The sequence below is a fragment of the Pseudomonas sp. Nvir genome (assembly GCF_963778085.1).
GTDB classification, from domain to species: domain Bacteria; phylum Pseudomonadota; class Gammaproteobacteria; order Pseudomonadales; family Pseudomonadaceae; genus Aquipseudomonas; species Aquipseudomonas juntendi.
In genome coordinates this window covers 272,346-290,930 of sequence record NZ_OY970405.1, presented here as the reverse complement: position 1 = coordinate 290,930, position 18,585 = coordinate 272,346, and the positions used below count along the sequence as shown (strand labels likewise).

16 protein-coding genes are annotated in these 18,585 nt (G+C 63.4%); 13 read left to right on the top strand and 3 right to left on the bottom strand.

Annotated features, from left to right (window positions below):
• The first annotated feature begins 510 nt into the window (after positions 1 to 510).
• The 4 genes from tauA to tauD are packed head-to-tail and all read left to right on the top strand — an operon-like array spanning position 511 to position 4,002.
• Positions 511 to 1,482, top strand: a complete 972-nt coding sequence (gene tauA / locus AACG97_RS01580; RefSeq protein ID WP_197886232.1) for a taurine ABC transporter substrate-binding protein — start codon at positions 511 to 513, stop codon at positions 1,480 to 1,482.
• A 13-nt stretch (positions 1,483 to 1,495) separates the two neighbouring features.
• On the top strand, positions 1,496 to 2,284 hold the full coding sequence (tauB, locus tag AACG97_RS01575; RefSeq protein WP_029884770.1) for a taurine ABC transporter ATP-binding subunit: 789 nt from the start codon (positions 1,496 to 1,498) through the stop codon (positions 2,282 to 2,284).
• Positions 2,281 to 3,120 (top strand): taurine ABC transporter permease TauC, encoded by an 840-nt coding sequence (gene tauC, locus AACG97_RS01570; protein WP_047150042.1) that lies wholly within the window; start codon positions 2,281 to 2,283, stop codon positions 3,118 to 3,120. The genes tauB and tauC overlap by 4 nt, the downstream gene beginning before the upstream one ends.
• 48 nt (positions 3,121 to 3,168) lie before the next feature.
• Positions 3,169 to 4,002, top strand: coding sequence for a taurine dioxygenase (gene tauD, locus AACG97_RS01565; protein ID WP_009682233.1), 834 nt, complete (start codon positions 3,169 to 3,171; stop codon positions 4,000 to 4,002).
• 125 nt (positions 4,003 to 4,127) lie between these two features.
• Here the strand turns inward: tauD and betT are convergent, their stop codons facing one another.
• Positions 4,128 to 6,131, bottom strand: a complete 2,004-nt coding sequence (gene betT / locus AACG97_RS01560; protein WP_009682232.1) for a choline transporter BetT — start codon at positions 6,129 to 6,131, stop codon at positions 4,128 to 4,130.
• Positions 6,132 to 6,418: 287 nt separating this feature from the next.
• Positions 6,419 to 7,351, bottom strand: a complete 933-nt coding sequence (gene epsC / locus AACG97_RS01555) for a serine O-acetyltransferase EpsC (RefSeq protein WP_197886233.1) — start codon at positions 7,349 to 7,351, stop codon at positions 6,419 to 6,421.
• 307 nt (positions 7,352 to 7,658) lie between these two features.
• On the opposite strand from epsC, the gene tcyJ reads away from it, so the two are divergent.
• The 9 genes from tcyJ to AACG97_RS01510 all read left to right on the top strand — a co-directional run bounded on the left by tcyJ (position 7,659) and on the right by AACG97_RS01510 (position 16,650).
• Entirely contained in the window at positions 7,659 to 8,453 is a 795-nt protein-coding gene (gene tcyJ, locus AACG97_RS01550; protein ID WP_161893222.1) for a cystine ABC transporter substrate-binding protein, read from the top strand.
• Positions 8,450 to 9,118, top strand: coding sequence for a cystine ABC transporter permease (gene tcyL / locus AACG97_RS01545; protein WP_009682229.1), 669 nt, complete (start codon positions 8,450 to 8,452; stop codon positions 9,116 to 9,118). Before tcyJ ends, tcyL begins: the two co-directional genes overlap by 4 nt.
• Positions 9,119 to 9,120: 2 nt before the next feature.
• Entirely contained in the window at positions 9,121 to 9,879 is a 759-nt protein-coding gene (tcyN, locus tag AACG97_RS01540; RefSeq protein WP_029884774.1) for an L-cystine ABC transporter ATP-binding protein TcyN, read from the top strand.
• A gap of 262 nt (positions 9,880 to 10,141) precedes the next feature.
• A complete protein-coding gene (locus tag AACG97_RS01535) occupies positions 10,142 to 11,383 on the top strand; it encodes an SfnB family sulfur acquisition oxidoreductase (protein WP_232555158.1) in 1,242 nt (413 codons plus the stop codon).
• Between the two features lie 150 nt (positions 11,384 to 11,533).
• Positions 11,534 to 12,715 carry an SfnB family sulfur acquisition oxidoreductase gene (locus AACG97_RS01530; protein ID WP_125855084.1) on the top strand — a complete coding sequence of 394 codons (1,182 nt, stop codon included), beginning with the start codon at positions 11,534 to 11,536 and terminating at the stop codon, positions 12,713 to 12,715.
• Complete coding sequence (locus tag AACG97_RS01525) at positions 12,715 to 14,112, top strand: LLM class flavin-dependent oxidoreductase (protein WP_197885521.1); 1,398 nt, start codon at positions 12,715 to 12,717, stop codon at positions 14,110 to 14,112. Before AACG97_RS01530 ends, AACG97_RS01525 begins: the two co-directional genes overlap by 1 nt.
• The gene (locus AACG97_RS01520) at positions 14,105 to 14,905 is read left to right on the top strand and encodes a MetQ/NlpA family ABC transporter substrate-binding protein (RefSeq protein ID WP_029884778.1); all 801 of its coding nucleotides are present in this window, start codon (positions 14,105 to 14,107) and stop codon (positions 14,903 to 14,905) included. Before AACG97_RS01525 ends, AACG97_RS01520 begins: the two co-directional genes overlap by 8 nt.
• Position 14,906: 1 nt before the next feature.
• A complete protein-coding gene (locus AACG97_RS01515) occupies positions 14,907 to 16,016 on the top strand; it encodes a methionine ABC transporter ATP-binding protein (RefSeq protein ID WP_110678933.1) in 1,110 nt (369 codons plus the stop codon).
• Positions 16,006 to 16,650, top strand: coding sequence for a methionine ABC transporter permease (locus tag AACG97_RS01510; protein WP_009682222.1), 645 nt, complete (start codon positions 16,006 to 16,008; stop codon positions 16,648 to 16,650). Before AACG97_RS01515 ends, AACG97_RS01510 begins: the two co-directional genes overlap by 11 nt.
• A 31-nt stretch (positions 16,651 to 16,681) precedes the next feature.
• Here the strand turns inward: AACG97_RS01510 and dibA are convergent, their stop codons facing one another.
• The gene (dibA, locus tag AACG97_RS01505) at positions 16,682 to 18,577 is read right to left on the bottom strand and encodes a phosphodiesterase DibA (protein WP_197885522.1); all 1,896 of its coding nucleotides are present in this window, start codon (positions 18,575 to 18,577) and stop codon (positions 16,682 to 16,684) included.
• Between the last annotated feature and the right edge of the window lie 8 nt (positions 18,578 to 18,585).

Here is an 18,585-nt window from a genome sequence, read left to right as displayed (position 1 = left end):
AGTCAAACGTTTCTAAACGTTTCTCGACTTTGGTCTAAGGCGCCACCTGCGCTACAGGATAATGACAATCCTATAAATCCAAAATGACCGTTTTGTGAATTTCTAAGATTTTTAGGGAATATGTAACGAACCTTTGCAACCAATCGTTGTAGCTATACGGGTTCTAATAGCATTTAGCTATTTGCAAACGTTTGCTAATAACCTAATTCCTTAATGTTCTATAGGGACGGAGAAGCCTAGCAGCCTGATCTGATTTCGCCATTGACCCAGGTTATGACCCTTCGCAGGCTTTTTAGGAGCGGCCTTGTGTCGCGATGGGGCGCGAAGCGGCCCTAAACGCTCAGCGTCGCAGCAGCCATCGTCAGGGCCGCTTCTTCGCGCCCCATCGCGACGCAAGGCCGCTCCTACAGCTTTACCTCCTAAGCTAATGCAAAAAAGTTATTTATTTTAAATTTCTTAGATCATTTAGCCTTCTCGCCATACCCCAGTTTGCCTGACGAGAGGTCCACCATGATCCCGCATGCCCCGCTGCGCCTGTTCGCCGCCCTGACCCTCGCCAGCGCCAGCTGGCTGGCCCAGGCGGCCGACCTGACCGTCGCCTACCAGACCACCGTCGACCCCGCCAAGGTGGCGCAGGTGGATGGCGACTACGAAAAAGCCAGCAAGGCCAGCATTGACTGGCGCAAGTTCGATAACGGCGCCGATGTGATCACCGCAGTAGCCAGCGGTGACGTGCAGATCGGCTACCTGGGCTCCAGCCCACTGGCCGCCGCCGCCACCCGCAAGCTGCCGGTCGAGACGTTTCTGATCGCAACGCAGATTGGCGCAGGCGAGGCACTGGTCGCCCGCGACAGCATCAAGACGCCACAAGACCTGGTCGGCAAGAAAGTCGCCGTGCCCTTCGTTTCAACTGGCCACTACAGCTTGCTGGCAGCCCTGAAGACCTGGAACATCGACCCCTCCAAGGTGCAGATACTCAACCTCGCGCCCCCTGCGATCATTGCCGCCTGGAAACGCGGCGACATCGACGCCACCTACGTCTGGGACCCGGCCTTGGGCGTGGCCAAGGAAAACGGCAAGGTGCTGATCACCTCGGGCGAGCTGGCCGCAAAAGGCGCACCCACCTTCGATGCCTGGATCGTGCGCAAGGACTTCGCCGAGAAGCACCCCGACGTGGTCAAGGCTTTCGCCAAGGTCACCCTCGATGCCTACGCCGAATACCGCAAAGACCCGCAAGCCTGGCTGGCTGACAAGGGCAACGTAGACAAACTGGTGGAGCTGTCCGGCGCCAAGGCCAGCGACATTCCCGTGCTGCTGCAGGGCAACGTCTACCCACTGGCCGCCGACCAGGCCAGCGCACTGGGCGCACCCACCACCCAGGCACTGACCGACACGGCCAACTTCCTCAAGCAGCAAGGCAAGGTTGACGCCGTACTGCCGGACTACTCGCCGTACGTCAGCGCCAAGTTCCTTCCAAACTGAACCGGAGCCCGCCATGGCCTTGCTCGAACTGGAGCGCATCAGCGCACAGTACCCCGGTGCCGCCACCCCGGTGCTGGCCGACATCAACCTGAGCCTGGGGCCGCGCCAACTGCTGGTGGCCCTGGGGCCATCCGGCAGCGGCAAAACCTCGCTGCTCAACCTGATCGCCGGCTTCGTTACCCCCAGTGGCGGCCGCATCACCCTCGACGGTGTACCGGTGCAAGGGCCTGGAGCCGAGCGCGGTGTGGTGTTCCAGGACGACGCGCTGCTGCCATGGCAGAACGTGCTGGGCAACGTCGCATTCGGCCTGGAGCTGGCCGGCGTACCACGCGCCGAGCGTGAAGCCAAAGCCCGCGAGATGCTGGCCCTGGTCGACCTCGCCGGCTTCGGCGAGCGGCGCATCTGGCAGTTGTCCGGCGGCCAGAAGCAACGCGTGGGCCTGGCCCGGGCGCTGGCAGCCGACCCACGGGTGCTATTGATGGACGAACCGTTCGGCGCCCTCGATGCCTTCACCCGCGAGCAGATGCAGGCGTTGCTGCTGCAGGTATGGCAGCGCACCGCCAAGCCGGTGTTCCTGATTACCCACGACATCGAAGAAGCGGTATTCCTGGCCAGCGAACTGGTTCTGCTGGCACCCAACCCGGGGCGCGTGGTGGAACGCCTGCAACTGGACTTCGGCCAGCGTTATGCCGCTGGCGAATCGGCCCGGGCGATCAAGTCCGACCCGGCCTTCATCGAAACCCGCGAGCACGTACTGGCGCGGGTGTTTTCCCAACGCCAAAGCCTGCAGGAGCGCGCATGAGCAGCCTGGACCTGCCGGTTACCGGCAAACACGACGCCCAACCCCGGCCAGCCATCAAGCTGCGCCGCCCGCGTTCCACCCGCTGGATCAGCACCCTGACCCTCGCCAGCCTGTTGCTGGCGTGGTGGCTGGTGACTGCCGCCGGCTGGGTCGAGCCGCTGTTCCTGCCCTCGCCCGGCGACATCCTGGCCAAGGGCTGGACCTTGCTGACCCAGGGTTACATGGATGCCAGCCTGTGGCAGCACCTGGGCGCCAGCCTGGGGCGCATCGGCGTGGCCCTGCTGGCCGCCACGCTGACGGCCATCCCGGTGGGCATCGCCATCGGCTACAACCGCGTGGCACGCGGCATCCTCGACCCGCTGATCGAGTTCTACCGGCCGATCCCGCCGCTGGCCTACCTGCCCCTGATTGTCATTTGGTGCGGCATCGGCGAGCTGTCGAAGGTGTTGCTGATCTTCCTGGCGATCTTTGCGCCGATCGCCATTGCCACCGCCACCGGCGTACGTACCGTCGACCCGGCCAAGTTGCGTGCAGCGCAGTCGCTGGGCGCAAGCAAGGCTCAGCTGATCCGGCACGTGATCCTGCCGAGCGCGCTACCCGACATCCTCACCGGGATCCGCATCGGCCTGGGGGTTGGCTGGTCGACGCTGGTCGCCGCCGAGCTGATTGCCGCCACCAGTGGCCTGGGCTTCATGGTGCAGTCGGCGGCGCAGTTTCTGGTTACCGACGTAGTAGTGCTGGGCATCCTGCTGATCGCCTTGATCGCCTTCGCACTGGAAATGAGCCTGCGCGCCCTGCAACGCAAGCTGGTGCCCTGGCACGGGCAAAGCCACTGAACCCCATTGTCCACGCCAGCACACTGGCGCCTGATTGAAGAGACTGACATGAGCCTGACCATCACTCCCCTCAGCCCGGCGCTCGGCGCCCAGATCAGCGGCGTGGACATCAGCCGCGACATCACCGCAGCACAACGCGACGCCATTGAACAGGCGCTGCTGCAGCACCAGGTGCTGTTCTTCCGCGACCAGCCGATCAACCCGGAACAACAGGCGCGCTTTGCCGCCCGCTTCGGCGACCTTCACATTCACCCGATCTACCCCAATGTGCCGGACACCCCGCAGGTGCTGGTGCTCGACACGGCGGTCACTGATGTGCGCGACAACGCCGTGTGGCACACCGACGTGACCTTCCTGCCAACCCCGGCACTGGGTGCGGTGCTCAGTGCCAAGCAGTTGCCGGCCTACGGTGGCGATACCTTGTGGGCCAGCGGCATCGCTGCCTTTGAAGCCTTGTCGGCGCCGCTGCGGGGCATGCTCGACGGGCTGACCGCCACTCACGACTTCACCAAGTCGTTCCCGCTGGAACGCTTTGGCACCACCGCTGAAGACCTGGCGCGCTGGGAAGCCACGCGGCGCAACAACCCGCCCCTGTCGCACCCGGTGGTGCGTACGCATCCGGTGAGCGGGCGCAAGGCGTTGTTCGTCAATGAGGGGTTTACCACGCGCATCAATGAGCTGAGCGAGCTGGAGAGCGAGGCGTTGCTGAAGCTGCTGTTCGCCCATGCCACACGGCCGGAGTTCAGCATTCGCTGGCGCTGGCAGGAGCATGACGTGGCGTTCTGGGACAACCGCGTGACCCAGCATTTTGCCGTGGATGACTACCGGCCCAATCGGCGGGTGATGCACCGGGCGACGATCCTCGGGGATGTGCCCTTTTAGTTGTTGCCTGTTCTGGCCTCTTCGCGGGCACGCCCGCTCCCACAGGTCCGGCACCGGCTTCGAAACCTGTGATGTACCTGTGGGAGCGGGCCTACCCGCGAAGAGGCCAGAGCAGGAACGCCTGGTCAGCGGACCAGATGCAGGAACTGCATGTGCCGCTCGTACTGGTCGAGGATGTCGTTGATGATCTGCTCCTTGCTGTAGCCAACCAGGTCGTAGTTCTGGCTGCCTTCGCTCAGGTACACCTCCGCTCGGTAGTAGCGGCGGTTCTTCAACTCCTGCGTGCCCAGCCCACCCAGGGCGAACGATGGCGTGAAGTAGCCACGCATCTGCACCTGGTAAATGAACGGCTGTTCTTCACCATGCCCCACTTTCAGGCTGACGTTGTCGTGGCTTGGGTCATCCTGGGTAATCAGCACCAGGCCTTTTTGCTCGAACACCTCACGCACATCGGCAATCGCCGGGCGCACCACATCGTCCATGAAGCGGTACACCTCGTCACGCGACGGGAAGTGCACCGCCTGGCTCAAGCGCTGGCGCCAGCCGCCGCGGCCGCGGCGTGACTGGGCGAACGGTGCCAGCGAGTGCATTTGCGCGATCTGCCGTTGCGACTCCAGGTAGAACGCCTTGTGCAACCCCCACATCATGCACAGCAAGATCAACGAGAACGGCAGCGAGGTCAGTACCACCGCCGACTTCAGCGAATCGATGCTGCCCGCGAACAACAGCGCACTGGTGACCAGCGCGGTCATCGCGCCCCAGAAAATGCGCAGCCAGTTCGGCCCGTCCTCATCGGCATCCCCACCGGTGGCCGACAAGGTCGACAGCACCACGGTGCCAGAGTCGGCCGAGGTGACGAAGAACACGAAACTGATGAATACCGTGGTGGCGATCACCACCTTGCTCCAGGGGTAGGTTTCCAGCAGCAGGTACAGGCTCATGGACGGGTTGTCCAAGGCCGACTGGCCCAGCGCGGTCATGCCGTGGTTGATGACCTGGTCCAGGGCACTGTTGCCGAAGATCGACATCCACGCCAGGGTGAAGCCCAGCGGGATCAGCAGCACGCCAAAGACGAACTCGCGGATGGTACGGCCGCGGGAAATGCGCGCAATGAACAAGCCCACGAACGGCGCCCAGGCAATCCACCAGGCCCAGTAGAACACTGTCCAGCCACCCAGCCAGTCGCGGTTCTCACCGTAGGCATACACGTCGAAGCTCTTGCGCGGCAAGGCGCCCAGGTAATCGCCAAGGTTCTGGATGAGGGTGTTGAACAGGTGCTGGGTAGGCCCGGCGAACAGCACGAACAGCAGCAATGCGCAGGCCAGGAACAGGTTGATGTCGCTCATTACCCGCACGCCCTTCTCTACCCCGGCAACGGCTACGGCCACCGCCGCGCCCATCATCAGGGTGATGAGGATCACCTGCACCCACTGGCTGTGGCTGATGCCGAACAGGTAATCCAGGCCGGCATTCAGGTGCAGCACGCCAAAGCCCATGTCGGCGCCCAGGCCGAACACGGTGGCGATGATGCCGAAGCCGTCCACCGCATAACCGATCGGCCCGTTGATGCGCTTGCCGATCAGCGGGTACAGCGCCGAACGCAACGCCAGCGGCAGGTTATGGCGGTAGGCGAAGTAGGCCAGCGCCATGCCGACGAAGGCGAACACGCCCCAGCCATGCAACCCCCAGTGCAGGAACAGGATCTGCATGGCCTGGCGCCCGGCCTCGGCAGTGCCCGCTTCGCCTTGGGGCGGCTGCAGCATATGGGTCAGCGGTTCGGACACACAGAAGAAGAACAACGTAATGCTGATGCCAGCCGCAAACAGCATGCCGGCCCATGACAGGTAACTGAACTCGGGCTCGTCGTGGTCGGCACCGAGCTTGATCTTGCCGTAGCCGGACAAGGCGGTGACCACCACGAAGACCAGGTACAGCGTCATTGCCAACATGTAGTACCAGCCGACCGTATTGGCCGCCCAGTTCTGCGCCGCCAGCAACCAGTCGCCTGCGGTTTGCGGGTTGGAGATGACCACCAGGCCGAAGATAAGGATGAAGCTTGCCGCAAAGTAGAACACCGGCGGGTTCATGCGGATCTTGCTGGTGGAAAGGGATGGGGTCGGTGCACTCATGGGGCAGGCACCTCGTCAAAAGACGTGAGGTTCGGAATGAACGGGTTCAGCAAAGGAATCCTCCTGTTGAACACCGGCAGCGGACCAGCGTTTTTCATTGAACAAGCGTTCAAGTTAAACATGGATCGGTGTTCAATGCGAATTGGGGCGCCGACTGGCGCGCTTCTGGCCCGGCCTTTTCGCGGGCGAACCCGCGCCTGGCGCGCACATCGGTCGCTCGCTGTGCGGTCCTTGTAGGAGCCCGTTTCACCTTCAAAAGTGCCGGTGCACGCCAGGCAAATTTCAGGTCAATGCTTGTCTTGGCAATCCAGCTGCAAGTTGGCCTGGGTGATGTTGCTCTCGGCTGGCACACTGCGGGTCAGCCACACGTTGCCGCCAATGGTCGAGCCTTTGCCGATGGTGATGCGCCCCAGTACCGTGGCGCCGGCATAGATCACCACATCGTCTTCGACGATTGGGTGGCGTGGCAGGCCTTTGTGCAAGGTGCCCGACTCGTCGCTTGGGAAACGCTTGGCGCCAAGGGTCACAGCCTGGTAGATACGCACGCGCTCGCCGATGATCGCGGTTTCGCCGATGACCACCCCCGTACCGTGGTCGATGAAGAAACTCGGCCCGATCTGCGCGCCAGGGTGAATGTCGATACCGGTGGCTGAATGCGCCAGTTCCGAACTGATGCGCGCCAGCAGTGGCAGGCCTGCCCGGTACAGATGGTGCGCCAGGCGGTGGTGGATGATCGCCAGGATGCCCGGGTAGCACAGCAGTACCTCATCGACGCTACGGGCCGCCGGGTCGCCGTGGTAGGCAGCCAGCACATCGGTGTCGAGCAACACCCGCAGCGCTGGCAAGGCTGCCGCGAAATCCTGTACCAGCCTCAGCGCGTGAGCATCCACACCGGCCAGCTCGGCCTGGCTTTGCCGGGCGGCGTAACGCAGCTCCAGGCGGGCCTGGGCCAGCAAGGCGGTCAGGGCGGCATCGAGGGTGTGGCCCACGTAGAAATCTTCACTCTCTTCGCGCAGGTCGACCGGGCCCAGGCGCATAGGGAACAGCGCACCACAGAGTTGCTCGAGGATCTGCCGCATCGCCTCGCGCGACGGCAGCTCGCGGCCACCCTGCTCGCCGCTGCTGCGGCCATTGCGGGTGCGCCACTGCTCACGCGCGCCGCGCAGGCCGGTTACGATGCTCTGCAACTGCCAGCGCCCGGATAATGGTTGTTCGCTCACGGTTTTCTCCTGCCGTATAGGCCATCGGGTTGTTTCGCCATGCCCGCGAAAGGGCCGGGCGTGCCTGCGTGCAATCCACTCTACGGCAAATCCGCCTCTTGGAAAAAACTACGCTTTATTCCATCCTGCGCCATGTCGGGCACACCCTGCGGTGACGGCGCAGGCAACCTCGCCTACCCTCAAAGCAATCACGCTCTGATAACGAACAAAATGGAAATAACAAAATAATTTTTTATTATTTCCAGGCCTAAAAAGCCAATTCTATAGTCGCCACCCTCTCCCTACACAACACGCGCGGGGCTCTGCCATGTCGAAGTTCGCCAAACCGCTACTCAATGCCAGCCTGGCCCTTGTGCTGGGTGCTGGTCTGCTCGGCCAGGCCTTCGCCGGCGAAGAGCTGAAAACCATTCAGGAAAAAGGCGTGATCAACGTCGGCCTCGAAGGCACCTACCCGCCGTTCAGCTTTCAGGATGAAAACGGCAAGCTGACCGGTTTCGAAGTCGAGCTCTCCGAACTGCTGGCCAAAGAGCTGGGGGTCAAGGCCAAGATCCAGCCAACCAAGTGGGACGGTATTCTGGCCGCGCTGGAGTCCAAACGGCTGGACATCGTGGTCAACCAGGTGACCATCTCGGAAGAACGCAAGAAGAAGTATGACTTCTCCGAGCCTTACACCATCTCCGGCATCCAGGCGCTGATCCTCAAGAAGAAGGCCGAGCAGCTGAATATCAACGGTGCGCAGGATCTGGCCGGCAAAAAGGTCGGCGTGGGTCTGGGCACCAACTACGAGCAGTGGGTGAAACAAGACGTACCGAAAGCCGAAGTGCGCACTTATGAAGACGACCCGAGCAAATTCGCCGACCTGCGCAACGGCCGCATCGACGCCATCCTGATCGACCGCCTGGCGGCGCTGGAATACGCGCAGAAAGCCAAGGACACAGAACTGGCCGGCGATGCCTTCTCGCGCCTGGAAAGCGGCGTGGCTCTACGCAAGGGCGAGCCTGAACTGTTGGCGGCCATCAACAAGGCCATCGACAAGCTCAAGGCTGACGGCACGCTGGCCAAGCTGTCAGAAAAATATTTCGGTGCCGATGTCACTAAATGATCGCTGAAAGCCTGCAACTCGTAGCCGACTCCGCGCCCTTCCTGCTCAAGGGCGCGGGTTACACCGTACTGCTCAGCGTGGGCGGCATGTTCTTCGGCCTGGTGCTGGGCTTTGCCCTGGCGCTGATGCGGCTGTCGAAGGTATTGCCGCTCAACTGGCTGGCGCGGATCTATGTGTCGTTCTTTCGCGGCACGCCGCTGCTGGTGCAACTGTTCGTGATCTATTTCGGCATGCCGCAGATCGGGATCGAACTCGACCCTATCCCGGCCTCGCTGATTGGCCTGTCGCTGAACATGGCGGCTTACATCTGCGAAATCCTGCGCGCGGCGATTTCATCGATTGACCGTGGCCAATGGGAAGCTGCGGCCAGCATCGGCATGACCCGGGTGCAGGCCATGCGCCGGGCGATCCTGCCCCAGGCCCTGCGCACCGCCCTGCCACCGCTGGGCAACAGCTTCATTTCGCTGGTCAAGGACACCGCCCTGGCAGCCACCATCCAGGTACCCGAGCTGTTCCGCCAGGCCCAGCTGATTACTGCACGCACCTTCGAAGTGTTCACCATGTACGTGGCGGTGGCGGTTATCTACTGGGTGCTGTGCAGCATCCTCGCGCACTTCCAGAACCGTATGGAAGCGCGGGTCAACCAGCATGACCAGGAGCATTGAGCATGATTGAAGTCAAAGGCCTGACCAAGCGGTTCAAGGGCCAGACCGTGCTCAACGGCATTGACCTGACCGTACAGCCCGGCGAGGTGGTGGCCATCATCGGCCCCAGCGGCTCGGGCAAGACCACCTTCCTGCGCTGCCTGAACCTGCTGGAAACGCCCGACGCCGGGCAGATAAAGATCGGCGCCATCAGCATCGATGCCAACCGCCCACTGGGGGGGCAGCAAAGTGCGATCCGCCGGTTGCGCCAGCAGGCCGGGTTCGTGTTCCAGAACTTCAACCTGTTCCCGCACCGCACAGCCTTGGAAAACGTGATCGAGGGGCCGGTGATCGTCAAGAAGACCCCGCGCGAACAGGCTGTCGAACTGGGCCGCCGCTTGCTGGCCAAGGTTGGCCTGGCGGGCAAGGAAGATGCCTACCCGCGTCGCCTGTCCGGTGGCCAGCAGCAGCGGGTGGCCATCGCCCGCGCCTTGGCCATGGAGCCCGAGGTGATTCTGTTCGACGAGCCGACCTCGGCGCTGGACCCGGAACTGGTGGGTGAAGTGCTGGCGACCATTCGCGGCCTGGCGGAAGAAAGGCGCACCATGGTCATCGTCACCCACGAAATGAGCTTTGCCCGTGACGTGGCTAACCGGGTGATCTTCTTCGACAAAGGCGTGATCGTGGAGCAAGGCGAGGCCAAAGCGCTGTTTGCTGCGCCGAAGGAAGAGCGTACCCGGCAGTTCTTGCGCAAGTTCCTTGGGACTGCTGCTTCCGAGTAGGCCTGCTCTGGGCCCTTCGCGGGTTCATCCGCGAAGAGGTCGGCGTAGCCGCGGAAATCTCTCCTTCTATATATATTCCAAAGAGTTAGTTCATTAAATTTTTATAAAGCATTAGGGTATATCAACCGGACCACCGGACCAGCACACGTTCGCCGCGACCAGCTGTAGCGGCTTTACTTTTCGCGAGGTCAGGAATGGTCAGCATCACAATTTCCCCAGTGCGTAACGCCAGGGCATTGAGTACAGCCAAGGAGCGGTACTGATGTCCAGCCAACCCAACAGCCTATTACACAGCGATCTCGACAGCGCTCCCCCGTTGCTGCCAGCCAAGGTGTTGCGCAACGACGCCGAAGCCTTGCAAGCGGCACGCGAACTGGCCGAGGTCGCCCGCGAGCATGCCGCCCGCCGCGACCAGCAACGCAAGCTGCCATGGGCCGAGGTCGAGCTGTTCACCCGCAGCGGGCTGGGTAGCATCAGCGTACCCAAGGCCCACGGTGGCCCCGATGTTTCGTTCGCCACCATCGCCGAAGTGTTCCGCCTGATCAGCGCCGCCGACCCGGCCCTGGGGCAGATCCCGCAGAACCAGTTCGGCATCCTGCAATTGCTGCGCCTGACGGCAAGCGAAGCGCAACAGGCGTTTGTTTTCCGCAGCGTGCTCGAAGGCTGGCGCATCGGCAATGCCGGGCCCGAACGCGGCACCAAGGACACCCTCACGCTCACCGCGCGTATCACCCGCAACGGCGACGGTTATCGCATCAGTGGCGAGAAGTTCTATTCCACCGGCGCCCTGTTCGCCCATTGGGTAGCGGTCAAAGCCCTGGACGACGACGGCCGTCAGCGCCTGGCGTTCGTACGTAGAGGCAGCCCGGGGTTGCGCATCGTCGATGACTGGTCCGGGTTTGGCCAGCGCACCACCGCCAGCGGCACGGTACTGCTGGACCAGGTGCCGGTGGAGGCGGCGCTGGTGATCGATAACTGGCGCCAGCGCGATATACCCAATACCCAGGGCGCGGTCTCGCAGTTGATCCAGGCAGCAATCGATGCAGGTATCGCTGAAGCGGCCATCGAAGATGCGATCAAGTTCGTTCGCGAGAAGTCGCGGCCTTGGGTCGACGTCAATGTCGAGCGCGCCAGCGACGATCCTTACGTGATCGCTGACGTCGGGCGCCTGAAGCTTGAACTGCATGCGGCGCAAGCGTTGCTGCGCAAGGCCGCGCAGGTGCTTGACGAGGTCAGCGCCGCGCCCGTGGATGCCGCGAGCGCTGCGCGCGCGTCCATTGCGGTGGCCGAAGCCAAGGTGCTGACCACTGAAATTGCCCTGCAGGCCAGCGAAAAGCTGTTCGAGCTGGCTGGCAGCCGCGCCACCCTTGCCGAATTCAACCTCGACCGCCACTGGCGCAACGCCCGGGTGCACACGCTGCATGACCCGGTGCGCTGGAAGTACCACGCGGTTGGGGCTTACCACCTTAACGGGACCTTGCCCGCGCGGCATTCCTGGATCTGAATTCAATGGCCTTGGGGGCTGCTTTGCAGCCCATCGCGACACAAGGCCGCTCCTACCCGTGGCGCGGACCGGCATGGAACCGCGTATCCCTGCAGGAGCGGCCTTGTGTCGCGATGGGCCGCATAGCGCTCCCAAGGCCCGGAGAAACCCATGACCATCAGAATCATCACCAGCGACACCCAAGCCCTGCATGTCGCCGACGAAATCGCCCAACAACTGCGCCGCGACAGCGCCCTGCGCGACCGCGAACGCCGGCTGCCGCACAGCGAACTGGACCTGTTCACCCGCTCCGGCCTGTGGGCCATCAGTGTGCCCAAGGCCTTCGGCGGCGCTGGCGTGTCCAACGTCACCCTGGCCAAGGTCATCGCCCGCATCGCCCAGGCCGACGGCTCGCTGGGGCAGATCCCACAGAATCATTTCTACAGCCTGGAAGTACTGCGGGTAAACGGCAGCCCCGAACAACAGAAGCGGCTGTATGGCGAAGTACTGGCCGGCCGCCGTTTCGGCAATGCCCTGGCCGAACTGGGTACCAAGACCGCCAACGAACGCACCACCCGCCTGAGCCGTGACGGTGACGGCTTTCGCATCAATGGCCGCAAGTTCTACGCGACTGGCGCCATCTACGCCCAGCGTATTCCTACGTCGGTGGTCGATGAACAGGGCGTGCAGCACCTGGTGTTCGTGCCGGCCGATAGCCAGGGCGTGCAGGTGATCGACGACTGGAGCGGCTTTGGTCAGCGCACCACCGGCAGTGGCTCGGTTCTGCTGGACAACGTTTACGTCAGCGCAGCGGACGTGGTGCCTTTCCAGAGTGCCTTCGAGCGCCCCACCCCGGTCGGCCCGCTGGCGCAGCTTCTTCACGCCGCCATCGACACCGGCATCGCCCGCGCCGCCTACGAGGATGCCCTGCACTTCGTGCGCACCCGCAGCCGACCATGGGTCGACGCAGGCCTGGACAAGGCAAGCGATGACCCACTGACGCTGAAAAGCTTCGGCCACCTGGCGATCCGCCTGCACGCGGCCGAAGCCCTGCTGGAACGCGCTGGCGAATACCTCGACCGCGCCCGCAACGACAGCACCGCCGACACCGTCGCCGCGGCGTCCATCGCCGTGGCCGAAGCGCGTGCCATCAGCACGGAAATCGCGCTTGCCGCCGGCACTGCCCTGTTCGAACTGAGTGGGAGCCAAGCGACGCTGGCCGAGCACAACCTCGACCGCCATTGGCGCAACGCCCGCGTGCACACCTTGCACGACCCGGTCCGCTGGAAATACCACGCCATCGGCAATTACTACCTCAACGACGTCAATCCGCCACGCCGGGGGACGCTCTGATGGCCAAGCAAATCCTGCTCAATGCCTTCAACATGAACTGTGTCGGGCACATCAACCACGGCCTGTGGACCCACCCACGGGACACTTCGACCCAGTACACCAGCCTGGAGTACTGGACCCAGCTCGCACGCCTGCTGGAGCGCGGCCTGTTCGATGGGCTGTTCATCGCCGATATCGTCGGTACCTACGATATCTATGGGCAATCGCTGGACGTCACCCTCAAGGAGGCCATCCAGTTGCCGGTCAATGACCCCTTGCTGCTGGTTTCGGCCATGGCCGCCGTCACTCGCCACCTGGGTTTTGGCCTTACCGCCAACCTGACCTACGAGGCGCCGTACCTGTTCGCCCGACGCCTATCCACCCTGGACCACCTGAGCCAGGGCCGGGTTGGATGGAACATCGTCACCGGTTACCTCGACAGTGCCGCCCGCGCCATGGGCCTGGCACAGCAACCCGAACATGACCGCCGCTACGACCAGGCCGACGAATACCTGCAGGTGCTGTACAAGCTGCTGGAGGGCAGCTGGGCTGACGACGCGGTGGTCGCTGACCGCGAGCAGCGCATCTATGCCCGCCCCGACAAGGTGCGCAAGGTGCAGCACCAGGGCGAGTTCTACAAGGTCGAGGGCTACCACCTGTGCGAACCCTCGCCGCAGCGCACTCCGGTACTGTTCCAGGCAGGCAGTTCGCAACGGGGCCTGGGCTTCGCCGGGCAACATGCCGAATGTGTGTTCATCAGTGCTCAGGACAAGACCGCGGCCCGCGCCCAGGTCGAGCAGGTACGCGCGGCTGCCTCGGCTGCCGGGCGCGACCCGCAGGCGGTCAAGGTATTCATGGGCATCACGGTGATCGTCGCGGCGACCGAGCAACAGGCCCAGGCCAAGCATGCCGAGTATCTGCAGCACGCCAGCGCCGAGGCCGGCGTCGCACATTTTGCGGCCTCGACCGGCATTGACTTCGGGGCCTATGCACTGGACGAGCCGATCCCCTTCAGCCAGGGCAACGCCATTCAGTCAGCCACCCGCCAGTTGCAGGGCAACGCCTGGACCCGCCGGCGCCTGTTGCAACAGCACGCGCTGGGCGGGCGCTACGTGAAGGTGGTCGGCGACCCCGAGCAGGTCGCCGACCAGTTGATCGCCTGGCTCGACGAGACCGGCCTGGACGGCTTCAACCTGACCCGCACCGTCACCCCGGAGAGCTTTGAGGACTTCATCGACCTGGTCGTTCCTCAACTGCAACAACGCGGCCGCTACAAGACCGCGTACGCCGAGGGCACCCTGCGCCAGAAACTGTTCCAGGCCGACCACCCGCACTTGCCCGCCGACCACCCTGGTTCGGCTTACCGCTTTACCCGCACCCCTACCCCTGCACCGACTGGAGCCCTGCACCATGCTTGAAAAACTGTTCCGGCCCGTCGTGGCCATCGCCCTGTCCCTCGGCCTGTGCGCCACTGCCCAGGCCGCCGAACCCCTGAAGATCGGCACTACCTCGGCCTTTGCGATCCCGCTGGAAGCCGCCGTGGAAGAAGCCCACAAGCAAGGCCTGGAGGTGAAGCTGATCGAGTTCAGCGACTGGATCGCGCCCAATGTCAGCCTCAACAGCGGCGACATCGACGTGAACTACTTCCAGCACATCCCGTTCCTGGAGAATGCCAAGGCGGCTGCGGGCTTCGACCTGGTGCCCTATGCACCGGGCATTATCAACAACGTGGGCCTGTACGCGAAAAAGTACAAAAGCTTCGCCGACCTGCCTGAAGGGGCGAGCGTGGCCATCGCCAACGACCCGATCAACAGCGGCCGCGGCCTGCAACTGCTGGCCAAGGCCGGGTTGATCACGCTCAAGCCAGGGGTTGGCTACAAAGCCACCGAGGACGACATTGTCGCCAACCCGAAAAAGCTGAAGATCCTGCAAGTCGAAGCCGTGCAGCTGGTGCGTGCCTATGACGACGCCGACCTGGTGCAGGGGTACCCGGCATACATTCGCCTGGCCAACAGCTTCGATGCCAGTTCAGCGCTGCTGTTCGACGGTCTGGAAAACAAGGAGTACGTGATTCAATTCGTGATTCGCCCGCAGAGCAAAAACGACCCACGCCTGGCACAGTTCGTCGACATCTACCAACATTCGCCTGCCGTACGCGCAGCGTTGGACAAGGCTCACGGCAAGCTGTACCAGGCCGGTTGGGAAGGCTGACATGAGCCAGGCCAGCGCATTCAAGGCGCCCACCCCCCAACCGCGAGCGTCAACGGCCAGGGAGCACGCCCTGCACCCGGAAATCAATCAAGCCCATGTACGCTTCATCGGCCTGGGCAAGACCTACCCTGGGCAGGCGCAACCCGCTTTGCACGGCATTGACCTGAACATTCGCCAGGGCGAAGTGTTCGGCATCATCGGCCGCAGCGGCGCCGGCAAATCTTCGTTGCTACGCACCATCAACCGCCTGGAACGCCCCAGCCACGGCCGGGTACTGATCGACCAGGTGGACATCGCGGCGTTCGATGACGACCAGTTGGTGGCGCTGCGTCGGCGTATCGGCATGATCTTCCAGCATTTCAACCTGCTGTCGGCGAAGACAGTGTGGCAGAACGTCGAGCTGCCCTTGAAGGTGGCGGGCGTGGCCAAGGGCGAGCGACAACGCAAGGTCCGGGAGCTGCTGGCACTGGTCGGCCTGCAGGAGAAACACCACGTGTACCCCGCGCAATTGTCAGGCGGGCAGAAACAGCGCGTGGGCATTGCCCGGGCACTGGTGCATGACCCCGAGATCCTGCTGTGCGACGAAGCCACCTCCGCGCTGGACCCGGAGACCACGGCCTCGATCCTGGAACTGCTGCGCGATATCAACCGGCGCCTGGGCCTGACCATCGTGCTGATTACCCACGAGATGGCGGTCATCCGTGATATCTGCCACCGGGTGGTGGTGCTGGACCGCGGCGAGGTGGTTGAGCAGGGCGAAGTCTGGCGTGTCTTCGGCGCCCCTCACCACGAGGTCACCCGAACCCTGCTTGCGCCGCTGCAAGCGCGGCTGCCTGCGGCGCTGCAAGCCAGCCTGCAGGCCCACCCCACAAGCCGTGACTGCGCCGTGGTATTGCAACTGAGTGTACTTGGCGAGCCTGAACTGTCTGCCCTGTTCCACGACCTGGGCGGTCGCGTGCGCTTGCTGCAGGGCGGCGTGGCGACCATTGGCGAGCACGCCCTGGGCCAGTTGATCCTGTCGGTGCAGCACGCACCGCACGATACCCAACAATTGCTGCAACGCGCCCGCCGTTGGGCGGACAACGTAGAGGTGCTGGGCCATGTGGTTTGATCGTCTGCTGGAAGGCTTGCTCGATACCCTGCTGATGGTTGGCGTGTCGTCGCTTATCGCCTTGCTGCTGGGGGTACCCCTGGCACTGCTGCTGGTCACCAGCGGCAGGGGTGGCATATTCGAGGCAGCCTTGCTGAACCGGGTACTGGGCGCCTTCGTCAACCTGTTCCGCTCGATCCCGTTCCTGATCCTGATGGTCGCGCTGATCCCGTTCACCCGGCTGGTGGTGGGTACGACCTATGGTGTGTGGGCGGCGGTTGTCCCGCTGACCATCGCCGCCACGCCGTTCTTTGCCCGGATCGCCGAGGTCAGCCTGCGCGAAGTCGACCATGGCTTGGTGGAAGCCGCGCAGGCCATGGGTTGCCGGCGCTGGCACATTGTCTGGCATGTGTTGTTGCCCGAAGCGTTGCCGGGTATTGTCGGCGGTTTCACCATCACCTTGGTGACCCTGATCAACTCCTCGGCCATGGCCGGGGCGATCGGTGCCGGAGGGCTGGGCGACATCGCCTACCGGTATGGCTACCAGCGCTTCGACAGCCAGATCATGCTGACCGTGATCGCCATGCTGGTGGCGCTGGTGGCGTTGATCCAGCTGGGTGGCGACCGATTGGCAAAAGGCTTGAACAAGCGTTGAGTTCTTCGCGGGCAAACCCGCGAAGAGGCACTCAATCCCAGTGCAAATCCGCAGCCGGCACCGGCCGCCCGAACCAGTAGCCCTGCCCCAGCTGGCACTGCTGCTGCAGCAGGAAGGCGGCCTGCTCTGCCTGCTCGATACCCTCGGCATGCACCTGCATGCCCATGCTGCGGGCCAGGGCGATGATCACCCGCACGATCGCGATGTCATCCTCATCCAGCGGCAACCCGGCAACGAAGCCCTGGTCGATTTTCAGCTTCTGAACGGGCAAACGCTTGAGCCGCAGCAGCGAAGAGTAGCCGGTGCCGAAGTCATCAATGGCCAGGGTCACGCCAAGCTCACGTAAGCGGTGAAGTTGCTCCAGCGCCACCTCCGGGTCTTCCATCACAGCGCTTTCGGTCACTTCCAGCTCCAGCAAGGCGGGGGCCAGGCCGGTGTCGTGCAGGACGTCGGCCACTTGCCGGTACAACTCATGTTGGCCAAACAGCCGGCTGGAGATGTTCACCGCCACGAACGCCAATTGCCGGCCTTGCGCCTGCCACTGCACCATTTGCCGGCAGGCCTGGCGCAGCACCCAGGCATCGATTTCGGCAATCAGGCCGGTACGCTCGGCGATCGGGATGAACTCGCCTGGCGGCACCAGGCCGCGCTGCGGATGCTGCCAGCGCACCAACGCTTCGACCCCGACCAGGCTGCCGGTCGCCAGGTCGTGTACCGGCTGGAAAAACACCCGCAGTTCGTCATGCTCCAGTGCGCGGCGCAACTCGCCCGCTGTTTCAACCCGGTGCTGGGCGTGGGCCGTCAGTTCTTCGGTGTACAGCGCATAGCAGGCTCGCCCATTGCCCTTGGCCTTGTACAAAGCCGAATCGGCGTTGCGCAGCAACTGTTCGGCACACAAGGCATCGCTGGGGAACAGGCTGATACCGGCACTGACACTGATGAACAACCGATGGCCATCGAACAGGAACGGCTCGCGCATGCGCTCGATGATGCCCTGCGCCAGTTTGCCTGCCTGGCCGACTTGCTGGCAGCCTTCGGCCAGCACGCCGAACTCGTCACCGCCCAGCCGGGCCAAGGTCACAGCATTGCCCAGTATCTTGCCCAGGCGCTCCCCCACCAGCCTCAGCAACTGGTCACCGATGGTGTGGCCAAGGCCATCGTTGATGCTCTGGAAGTGGTCCAGGTCCAGCAGCAGCAGGGCGCACCCACGCTTGTTGGCCTGCGCCGCGGCCAGGGCCTGCTCGACGCGGTCGTTGAACAGCAAGCGGTTGGGCAGGCCGGTCAGCGGGTCGTGGTGGGCCAGGTAGGCCAGTTCCTGCTCCGAATGCTTGATCGCGCTGATGTCACTGAACACGGCCACGTAATGGCTCAGCTCACCCTCGTCATCGTGAATAGCGCAGATGGTCTGCCACTGCGGGTAGATTTCGCCGCTTTTGCGCCGGTTCCAGATTTCGCCGCTCCACTCGCCCTTTTCAGCCAGGGTGGCGTAAACCTGCTGGTAGAAGGCCTGGCCATGGCGGCCCGACTTGAACTTGCTCGGGCGCTGGCCGATCACCTCGTGCTGCTGGTAACCGGTAATGCGCATGAAGGCACGGTTGACGTGCACGATCAGGCCCTGGCGGTCGGTTACCAGCACCCCTTCCAGGGTACTGTCGAACACCGCGGCGGCCATGCGCAGGCGTTCCCGGTCTTCGCAGCGCAACCGCGCGCCATGGCCGATGAAATGCAGCAGCCGCACCCGGGACAGGTAAATCAGCAAGGCACTGCACAGCACCCACACCACCACGTTGATCTGCCGCCCCACGGTCAATGCCAGGGGGTCGTCGGTCATGCTCTGAAGCATCACCTCGGCCAGCACCAGCCAGAGGATCGAGAGCACCACATAGAGCGCGGCCATGCGCAAGGCGTCGCGAACGGAAACAGACATGTCGGGTG

What these genes read in the sequence shown, in the direction of transcription:
- AACG97_RS01510 (WP_009682222.1), top strand. Translation starts at nt 16,006, where the DNA reads ATGTGGTTTGATCGTCTGCTGGAAGGCTTGCTCGATACCCTGCTGATG.
- AACG97_RS01520 (WP_029884778.1), top strand. Translation starts at nt 14,105, where the DNA reads ATGCTTGAAAAACTGTTCCGGCCCGTCGTGGCCATCGCCCTGTCCCTC.
- tauB (WP_029884770.1), top strand. Translation starts at nt 1,496, where the DNA reads ATGGCCTTGCTCGAACTGGAGCGCATCAGCGCACAGTACCCCGGTGCC.
- AACG97_RS01525 (WP_197885521.1), top strand. Translation starts at nt 12,715, where the DNA reads ATGGCCAAGCAAATCCTGCTCAATGCCTTCAACATGAACTGTGTCGGG.
- tauD (WP_009682233.1), top strand. Translation starts at nt 3,169, where the DNA reads ATGAGCCTGACCATCACTCCCCTCAGCCCGGCGCTCGGCGCCCAGATC.
- tcyN (WP_029884774.1), top strand. Translation starts at nt 9,121, where the DNA reads ATGATTGAAGTCAAAGGCCTGACCAAGCGGTTCAAGGGCCAGACCGTG.
- betT (WP_009682232.1), bottom strand. Translation starts at nt 6,131, where the DNA reads ATGAGTGCACCGACCCCATCCCTTTCCACCAGCAAGATCCGCATGAAC.
- tauA (WP_197886232.1), top strand. Translation starts at nt 511, where the DNA reads ATGATCCCGCATGCCCCGCTGCGCCTGTTCGCCGCCCTGACCCTCGCC.
- AACG97_RS01530 (WP_125855084.1), top strand. Translation starts at nt 11,534, where the DNA reads ATGACCATCAGAATCATCACCAGCGACACCCAAGCCCTGCATGTCGCC.
- AACG97_RS01535 (WP_232555158.1), top strand. Translation starts at nt 10,142, where the DNA reads ATGTCCAGCCAACCCAACAGCCTATTACACAGCGATCTCGACAGCGCT.
- tauC (WP_047150042.1), top strand. Translation starts at nt 2,281, where the DNA reads ATGAGCAGCCTGGACCTGCCGGTTACCGGCAAACACGACGCCCAACCC.
- AACG97_RS01515 (WP_110678933.1), top strand. Translation starts at nt 14,907, where the DNA reads ATGAGCCAGGCCAGCGCATTCAAGGCGCCCACCCCCCAACCGCGAGCG.
- tcyJ (WP_161893222.1), top strand. Translation starts at nt 7,659, where the DNA reads ATGTCGAAGTTCGCCAAACCGCTACTCAATGCCAGCCTGGCCCTTGTG.
- tcyL (WP_009682229.1), top strand. Translation starts at nt 8,450, where the DNA reads ATGATCGCTGAAAGCCTGCAACTCGTAGCCGACTCCGCGCCCTTCCTG.
- dibA (WP_197885522.1), bottom strand. Translation starts at nt 18,577, where the DNA reads ATGTCTGTTTCCGTTCGCGACGCCTTGCGCATGGCCGCGCTCTATGTG.